General features: G+C 72.3%; 6 protein-coding genes. 4 read left to right on the top strand and 2 right to left on the bottom strand.

Annotated features, from left to right (window positions below):
- From GL263_RS16665 to GL263_RS16650, 4 genes are all read left to right on the top strand, one after another.
- Window positions 1-1,080 (top strand): ATP-binding SpoIIE family protein phosphatase (locus tag GL263_RS16665; protein ID WP_182856516.1); only part of this gene is annotated, 1,080 nt, incomplete at its 5' end.
- Between the two features lie 20 nt (window positions 1,081-1,100).
- Window positions 1,101-2,186, top strand: coding sequence for a substrate-binding domain-containing protein (locus GL263_RS16660; RefSeq protein ID WP_323379438.1), 1,086 nt, complete (start codon window positions 1,101-1,103; stop codon window positions 2,184-2,186).
- 18 nt (window positions 2,187-2,204) lie between these two features.
- Window positions 2,205-2,993 carry an ATP-binding cassette domain-containing protein gene (locus tag GL263_RS16655; RefSeq protein ID WP_182856514.1) on the top strand — a complete coding sequence of 263 codons (789 nt, stop codon included), beginning with the start codon at window positions 2,205-2,207 and terminating at the stop codon, window positions 2,991-2,993.
- Window positions 2,994-3,034: 41 nt separating this feature from the next.
- Window positions 3,035-4,294, top strand: coding sequence for a sugar ABC transporter permease (locus GL263_RS16650; RefSeq protein ID WP_182856517.1), 1,260 nt, complete (start codon window positions 3,035-3,037; stop codon window positions 4,292-4,294).
- 220 nt (window positions 4,295-4,514) lie between these two features.
- Here GL263_RS16650 and afsR read toward each other — a convergent pair whose 3' ends face one another.
- Together afsR and GL263_RS16640 are read right to left on the bottom strand one after the other, a co-directional pair.
- Window positions 4,515-7,430 carry an SARP-family global regulator AfsR gene (gene afsR, locus GL263_RS16645; RefSeq protein WP_182856513.1) on the bottom strand — a complete coding sequence of 972 codons (2,916 nt, stop codon included), beginning with the start codon at window positions 7,428-7,430 and terminating at the stop codon, window positions 4,515-4,517.
- Window positions 7,431-7,613: 183 nt separating this feature from the next.
- Window positions 7,614-7,847: a DUF397 domain-containing protein gene (locus tag GL263_RS16640; protein ID WP_143647137.1), complete on the bottom strand. Its 234-nt coding sequence runs from the start codon at window positions 7,845-7,847 to the stop codon at window positions 7,614-7,616.
- Window positions 7,848-7,905: the final 58 nt, after the last annotated feature.

Genomic DNA, 7,905 nt, shown 5'->3' with positions numbered 1-7,905 from the left:
CTGCCCGCCCTCCCCGGCGGGGTGGTCGTGGCCCGCTATCTGCCCGCGACGGCCGGTCTTGAGGTGGGCGGTGACTGGTACGACGTGATCCGGCTGCCCAGCGGCCGCGCGGCGCTGGTGATCGGGGATGTGCAGGGGCACAGCGCCGGAGCGGCGACGATCATGGGCCAGATGCGCACGGCGATCCGCGCCTACGCCGCGGAGGGCCACCCGCCCGATGTGGTGGTCTCCCACGCCAACCGGCTGCTCGTCGACATGGAGACGGACCTCTTCGCCACCTGCTGCTATGCCGAGCTGGACATGGAGGAGGGCAACGCCTGGTTTGTCCGGGCCGGGCACCCGCCGCCCCTGCTGCGCCACCCGGACGGCCGCACGGAGCAGATCCCCGTCGAGGGCGGCCCGCCGCTTGGCGTGACCCCGGATGCGGAGTTCGTCCTCACCCCACTGGGCCTTGACCCCGGCGACGCGCTCATGCTGCTCACGGACGGCCTGGTGGAAACGTCCGAGCTGCCCCTGGAGGAGGGGATGCGCCGGATGGGCGAGTTGCTGTCCCGGGCCGACCCGGCGAACCCGGCCCGGGCCGCCGATGAGCTGCTGGGCGACCTCGATCGCCGCCGTGACGACGTGGCGTTGCTGCTGCTGCGCTACGACGGGATGCGCGTCAAGCCGGCGCGCGCCAGCTCCACCGTGTGGCGGCTGCCGGACGCGGTGATGCACGCCCGCCGCTTCACGCTGCGCACCCTGCGCTCCTGGGGCGTCGAGGAGGAGGCCGACGAGGTCCTGCTGGTCGTCTCCGAGCTGGTCACCAATGCCGTGGTGCACACTCAGGGCCCCGTGAATCTCGATCTGACGCTCGCCGGTGACCGGCTGCGGGTGGCCGTGAGTGACGCCTCGCCCCGCTCGCCCGCCAAGCCGACCAGCCTGGACTGGGAAGCGACCGGCGGCCGGGGGCTCCTCCTGGTCGAGGCGATGTCGGCGTCCTGGGGCTCGGTGCCGATAAGCGGAGGCAAACAGGTCTGGGGAGAGGTCGCGCTCAGCCCTCGCGAGCCTGTCGCCTCCGACGCCGGGGGTGCCGCATGAGGACGCTCAGCCGGTCACCGGTGCGAAGGGCCACACGGCTCGCGGCAGCATTGGCCGCCCTCGTCCTGGGGGCCGCCGCCTGCGGGGCGACCGGCGGGCCGGGCGGGACCGCCGCCGCCCCGGACGCCCTCACCATCGGCGTGCTGCTCCCGGAGAGCGAGACCAGCCGCTATGAGACCTTCGACCGGCCCCTCATCGAGCAGGAGATCGCTGCGCGCTGCGCTGACTGCACGGTGAGCTACGCCAACGCCCACAACGACGTCCGGGCGCAGCACCAGCAGATGAACGCCATGCTCACCCAGGGGATCGATGTGGTGATCCTCGATGCCGTCACCGAGGACTCGATGCGGGGCATGGTCACGCAGGCGACGGAGGAGGGCATCCCCGTGCTGGCGTACGACCGGCTCACCCAGGGGCCGATCTCGGGCTATGTCTCCTTCGACTCGGACGCCATCGGCGAGCTGCAGGGCGAAGGTGTGCTCTCCGGTCTGGGAGATCAGGCCGACGGGGCGCAGGTCGTCCGGGTGGAGGGGCCCGTATGGAGCATCGAGCATCCGGCGGAGGCCATGCTGGAGCAGGCGGGGGCGGAGATCAGCGGGACGTACTGGGGCCCGGCCTGGAGCCCGGAGAACGGATACTCCCTCACCACCGCCGCCATCGCCGACCTCGGCCCCGACAACATCGACGCCGTGTGGGCCGGGAACGACGCGCTGGCCGCCGGGGTGATCTCCGCGCTCAAGCACGCGCGCATCGACCCGTTGCCCCCGGTGACCGGCCAGGACGCCGAGCTCCCGGCGGTGCGGAGCATCGTCGCCGGCGAGATGCACATGACCGTGTACAAGCCCTACCAGCTCCAGGCGGAGGCCGCGGCGGAAATGGCCCTCGCCCTGGGGCGCGGCGAATCCCTCGACTCCATCGCCACCGGCACCGTCAACACCGCCACGGCCCGGGACATCCCGAGCGTTGAACTCCAGCCCCTTCCCCTGACCGTCGACAACATCGAGGAGACCGTGATCCGGGACGGCATGTACACCCTCGACGAGATCTGCATCCCGAAGTACCGCCGGGCCTGCGAAGCGGCCGGGCTCGTCGGACCGGCGGCGTAGCGGCGGAGGGAGCACGCGATGACACAGGCCTCGGCTCCGCCGCTGCTCGCGCTGCGCGGCGTCCACAAGTCGTTCGGCGCCGTCCACGCGCTGACCGATGTCGAGCTGGAGATCCGCTCCGGTGAGGTGGTCGCCGTGATGGGCGACAGCGGAGCGGGGAAGTCCACGCTGGTCAAGGTGATCGCCGGGGTGGAGCCCGCCGACGCGGGCGCCTTCAGATGGAAGGGCCGCCCCGTCGACCTGGCCCGTCCCCACCACACCCGGGACCTGGGCATCGCCGCCGTGTACCAGGACTCCGCGCTGTGCCACAACCTCGATGTCGTCGGCAATCTCTTTCTCGGCTCCGAGATCCGGCGCCTCGGCGTCCTCGACGAGGGGACAATGGGCCGCCGCACCCGATCCCTCCTCGACTCCCTGCCGGTCCAGATCCCCGATGTCCGCGCCCCCGTCGCCTCCCTCTCCTCGGACCAGCTGCAGATCGTGTCCGTTGCCCGCGCCCTCCTCGGGGAGCCGGAGCTGCTCCTCCTGGACGAACCGACCCAGGCCCTGGACACCCGGCAGGTCAGCAACCTCCTCGACCTGGTCGAGCGCCTCCGGGACGACGGCCTCGGGGTGCTGCTCATCAGCCACACCATGGGCGATATCAAGGCGGTCGCTGACCGGGTCGCCGTGCTCCGCCTCGGCCGCAACAACGGCGTCTTCGACGTCAACACCACGCCCCACGAGCAGATCATCTCCGCCATCACCGGCGCGACGGACCACGCCGTGAGCCAGCGCACCGCGAACCGGGAGGAGTACGGGCCGTGAGCGCACCCACCCCCTCACACTCGTCGGGTCTCGGCGACCGGATGCGGCAGCTGCGCGCCCAGGGCGTGCGGGGTTATCTGGCCGCCTGGCGGCGCCGCCAGCTCACCGAGGGTCTCGGCCCCGCGCCCGCGGTCCTCGCCCTGCTGCTGATCTGGACGGTCTTCCAGATCCTCGACAGCAACTTCCTGTCCCCTCGCAATCTGTCCAATCTCAGCGTGGACATCGTCGGCCTCGGCCTGATCGCCACCGGCCTCGTCTTCGTCCTGCTGCTCGGCGAGATCGATCTCTCGGTCGGCGCGGCCAGCGGCCTCAGCGCGGCCCTGTTCGCAGTGCTGAACGTCCGCCACGGCATGTCGGAGCCCCTCGCCGTCCTCTGCGCGGTCGCCGCCGCCTGCGCGGCCGGGGCCCTGCACGGCTATATCTTCGCCCGGCTGGGCGTGCCCGCCTTCGCCGTGACCCTCGCCGCGGCCCTGGCCTGGAACGGCCTGATGGCGGCCCTGCTGGGCGGCAGCGGCACCCTCAGCTTCGACGACGAGGGACTGGTGGCGAAGCTGACCAGCCACCACTTCGGCCACCCCGCCGCCGCCTACAGCCTCGCTGCGCTGGCCACCGGCCTCTACTTCCTCGCCGCCCGGCGGCGATCGCGGGCCCAGCGCGCCTCCGGAACGCAGAGCTCCTCGGTGGGCGAGATCGCGGCCCGCACGGCCGCGCTCGGCCTCATCGCCTTCGCCGCCGCCGCCGTCCTCAACCAGTACCAGGGGCTGCCCCTGGCCTTTCTGCTCTTTCTGCTGATCGTCGCCGGCCTGGACTATGTACTGCGCCGCACCGCCTACGGCCGTCAGGTCTACGCCCTGGGCGGCAGCGTCGAGGTGGCCCGGCGCGCCGGGCTCAATGTGGCAGCGGTGCGGGTGTCGGTCTTCGCGGTCTCCGGGACGCTGGCCGCGCTCGGCGGGCTCTTCCTGGCCTCACGGACCAGCACGGTCGGCCTGAGCTCCGCCCCCGTCATCCTGCTGATCAGCGCGATTGCCGCCGCCGTGATCGGCGGCACCAGCCTCTTCGGGGGGCGCGGACGGACCTGGTCGGCGCTGCTCGGCATCCTGGTCATCCAGTCGATCGCCTCCGGCATGGCCTTGCTGGGCATTCCCGCCGCCATTCAGCTGGTGATCACCGCGGGCGTGCTGTTGATCGCCGTCATCGCCGACTCCCTCGCGCGCCACGCCCGGCTGACCCACACGCCCGGAGCGGACCAGGACCGGTACCCGTCCGGGGCTGGCGGTCGCCTGGGCAGCGGGACGCAGTAGCGGGCGCGGGCCACCAGCTCCGGGAACCGGTCGAGACCGGCGGCGGGCGCCCCTGGTCCATCGGCGAAAGCGGGTGTGCGGCGTGGCCCACGAGCCGTACCGCTCGGGCACGCCCGCCAGGCCGTCCCAGGACGGAACTTCCACCCGCGGCGGGCTGACCACCAGGATCCACCTCGCCGCCCTCTTCATCTGGTCAGCGAGATGACCCGGAAGAAACGGCCTAGGCCGCCACCGTTGCCGTGGTGAGGAGGCCGCGGACGGCGTCCGCCTCCGCGGAGTCCACCGCCTCGAAGATGCTCAGCGCGTTGCGCCAGCACGCGTGCGCGCGCCCCTGCTGCCCCAGTCCGTCCAGCGCACGCCCCAGTACCGTCAACACCTGGCCGCGCCGCCAGTCGCCGCCGATGCCGCGCAGTTCCGTGAGCGCCTGCTCGGCGAGTTCGGCGGCGCGAGCGGGGTTGTCGGCGACGAGTTCGGCCTCGGCCATGCGGAAGTACGTCATGCCGATCCACAGTCGCATCCGGTTGCTCTGGAAGAGTCCCAGCGCCTGGCTGAGGTGGTCCAGGGCTTCGGCGGTGCGGCCGACCTTGGTGAGGGCGAGGCCGAGTGCGTAGCGTCCGTTCGCCAGTCGGAGCGTGACGCCCAACTCCTGGTAGATGTGCAGGGCTTGTTCGGCGAGTGCCACGGCGCTGTCGGTGCGTCCGGTACTGCCGTGGACGCGGGAGAGGTTGCTGAGCGCACTGGCCTCGCCGGGCCGGTTGCCGTCGGCGCGGAAGGCTTCCAGGGCCTGTTCCAGGTAGGCGCCGGCCTCTTCGTTGTGGCCTTGGTAGATGCCGATGATGCCGCGTTCGTTGGGCACCTGGCCGCACACGATCGGGTCTTCCACGGACAGTCCGAGCAGCATGGCCCGTTTGGCGTGTTCGTCGGCCTGCTGGAAGGCGCCGGCGGCGGTGTGGGAGAAGGTGAGGACGGTGCGGGTGCGGCCTTCGCTGCGGGCGTCGCCCGCTTCCCGGGCGGCGATCAGGAGGGTTTCGGCGACCTGGGCACACTGCCGGGAGTAGGAGCCCGACTCGGCGAGGTCGCGGATCACCAGCAGCAGGTCGACCGCGCGCGGCAGGGTCGCGGGGCCGGTGAGGGCGCGGGCGGTCGCCAGCAGGCAGTCGGCCTCGGCGAACAGCCAGTCGAGGCCCTCCGCGCGGTCGGTGGGCTGGAGGCCCGGGTGCCGGGTTCGCGCGAGATGGGCGGGGATGCGGTCGCCGGGGCGGCCGAGGCAGTACACCTCGCGGGCGGTCGCGAGGTAGAAGTCGAGCAGCCGGGAGAGCGCGGACTCCCTTTCGGACGGCGAGTGTTCGTCGCGGAGGGCGCAGTCGCGCGCGTAGAGCCGGACGAGGTCGTGGAAGCGGTAGCGGCCGGGCGCGGCGGACTCCAGCAGGCTGGTGTCGACGAGGGATTCCAGCAGATCCTCGGTGTCGTCGGCGTCCATCTCGAGAAGGGCGGCGGCGGCGTGCAGGGAGATGTCGGGGCCCTCGGCGAGGCCCAACAGGCGGAAAGCGCGGGCCTGTTCGGCGTCGAGCTGGCCGTAGCCGAGTTCGAAGGTGGCGCGGACGGCCTGGTCTCCGGCCTGGAGTTCGTCCAGGCGGCGGCGCTCGTCGCCGAGCTTGCGGGCGAGTACCGAGACCGTCCAGGTGCGCCGGGAGGCGAGCCGGGCGGCGGCGATGCGGATCGCCAGCGGCAGGAAGCCGCAGGCGGCGACGACGTCCATGGCCGCCTCGCGTTCGGCGCCGACCCGCTCGGCGCCGACGATCTTGGTGAAGAGCGTCATGGCTTCCTCGGGGCTCATGACGTCGAGGTCGACGAGGTGGGCGCCGGCGAGGTCGACCATGCGGGTGCGCGCGGTGATGAGTGCGGCGCAGCCCTCCGTGCCGGGGAGCAGCGGGCGTACCTGGGCGGCGTCGCGGGCGTTGTCGAGCAGGGTGAGCACCCGCCGCCCCGACAGCATGCTGCGGTAGAGCGCGGCCCGCTCCTCGACACCGTCGGGCATCGCGTCGTCGGCGATGCCGAGCGCGCGCAGGAACGCGGCGAGCACCGCGCCGGGTTCGGTGGGGGAGGTGCTGGTACCGCGCAGGTCGGCGTAGAGCTGACCGTCGGGGAAGCGGTCCTTGGCGGCGTGTGCCACGTGGATGGCGAGGGTGGTCTTGCCGACGCCGCCGATGCCGGCGACGGCGGAGACGGCCATCACGCTCCGTTCCGAGGTGGCGAGCTGTTCGCTCAGTTCGGCGACCTGTGTGGTGCGCCCGGTGAAGTCCGGCACGGTGGCCGGAAGTTGCCGGGGCATGACAAAGGTGGCGGGCGCCGGCAGCCGGTCGAGCGTGAGGTTCAGGCTCTCGTCCGCGCGCAGGATGCGCTGCTGGAGCTCGGCGAGTTCCGGCCTGGGGTCGACGCCCAGCTCCTCGGCGAGCAGCTGCCGGGTGTCGGCGTACACGGCCAGCGCCTCGGCCTGCCGACCGCTGCGGTACAGCGCCAGCATCAGCAGCTCGCGGAGCCGTTCGCGCAGCGGGTAGGCGGCGCTGAGCGCGGTCAGTTCGGCGACCGCCTCGGCGTGGCAGCCGACCTGGAGATCCAGGTCGAGGCGGTTCTCCAGGAGGGAGAGCAGCCACTCCTCCAGCCGGGCGCGCTGCGCCTCGGCGTACGGTCCCGGCACGCGGGCCAGGGGTTCGCCGTCCCACAGCGCGAGCGCGTCGTTGTACCGCTCCCGGGCCCGGTTGTGGTCGCCGGACGCCGCGAACTTCTCGGCCTCGTGAACCAGTCGGGTCGCCTCGTCGAGGTCGAGCGAGGTGCCCGGCGCGGCGGTGTCGATCATGTAGCCGCCGGACTCGGTGACAAGCGTCTGACTGCCGAGGACCTTGCGCAGCCGTGAGGCGTACGTGCGCAGCGCGGCCAGTGCCTGCTGCGGGGGGTCCTCGCCCCACAGCGCGTCGACCAACTCGTGCGCGGTGGCGGTGTGTCCGCCGCGCAGAAGCAGTGCGGCCAGGAGCGCCTTCTGCTGCGGAGAACCGGTGCTCAGCGGCTCCTCGCCGCGCCAGGCCCGCACCGGACCCAGCACAGAAAAACGAAGCCCCGTGCCCGGGTCGGCGACCATGCGTGCCCCCTTGTCTCCCCTGTGAATCGGTGCCGCACCCAACAGTGTGCACTCTCGCCTACGGAAGCGGCAGTTCCGTATCGGACGCGTTGGGTGCGGGGTGGTGGGTCGTGGACGCCCACCGGCGTGCGCGCGACGGACCGGACTGGGAGGGCCCCGGTCGCCGCGCGCCACCTCGGAGCGTCACTGCTCCAGGTCGAACTCACCGTCCCGCGCCCCGAGTACAAACGCCTCCCACTCGGCGGCGGTGTACCGCAGCACTGTGTCCGGGTCCGCCGAGTTGCGCATCGCGACGCCACCGCCCGGCAGATGGGCGATCTCCACCCGCTCCTCCTCCGGGCTGCCGGGTGCGCTCAGCCACTCCACCCCCGAGATGTCGAGTGCGTAGAGCTCGTCCTTCTCCTGCTCCGTTGCCATGGCTCATGTCCCTTCGTGCCGGTGGGGCCACTCCCGGTGACCCTATCCCCCCAGTGCC

Origin of the sequence: Streptomyces durbertensis, from assembly GCF_014156695.1 — a bacterium.
Taxonomy (GTDB): domain Bacteria; phylum Actinomycetota; class Actinomycetes; order Streptomycetales; family Streptomycetaceae; genus Streptomyces; species Streptomyces durbertensis.
Note: the sequence above shows the minus strand (reverse complement) of the source record. Positions and strands in the feature narration are given on the sequence as shown.

What these genes read in the sequence shown, in the direction of transcription:
- afsR (WP_182856513.1), bottom strand. Translation starts at nt 7,430, where the DNA reads ATGGTCGCCGACCCGGGCACGGGGCTTCGTTTTTCTGTGCTGGGTCCG.
- GL263_RS16640 (WP_143647137.1), bottom strand. Translation starts at nt 7,847, where the DNA reads ATGGCAACGGAGCAGGAGAAGGACGAGCTCTACGCACTCGACATCTCG.
- GL263_RS16655 (WP_182856514.1), top strand. Translation starts at nt 2,205, where the DNA reads ATGACACAGGCCTCGGCTCCGCCGCTGCTCGCGCTGCGCGGCGTCCAC.
- GL263_RS16650 (WP_182856517.1), top strand. Translation starts at nt 3,035, where the DNA reads ATGCGGCAGCTGCGCGCCCAGGGCGTGCGGGGTTATCTGGCCGCCTGG.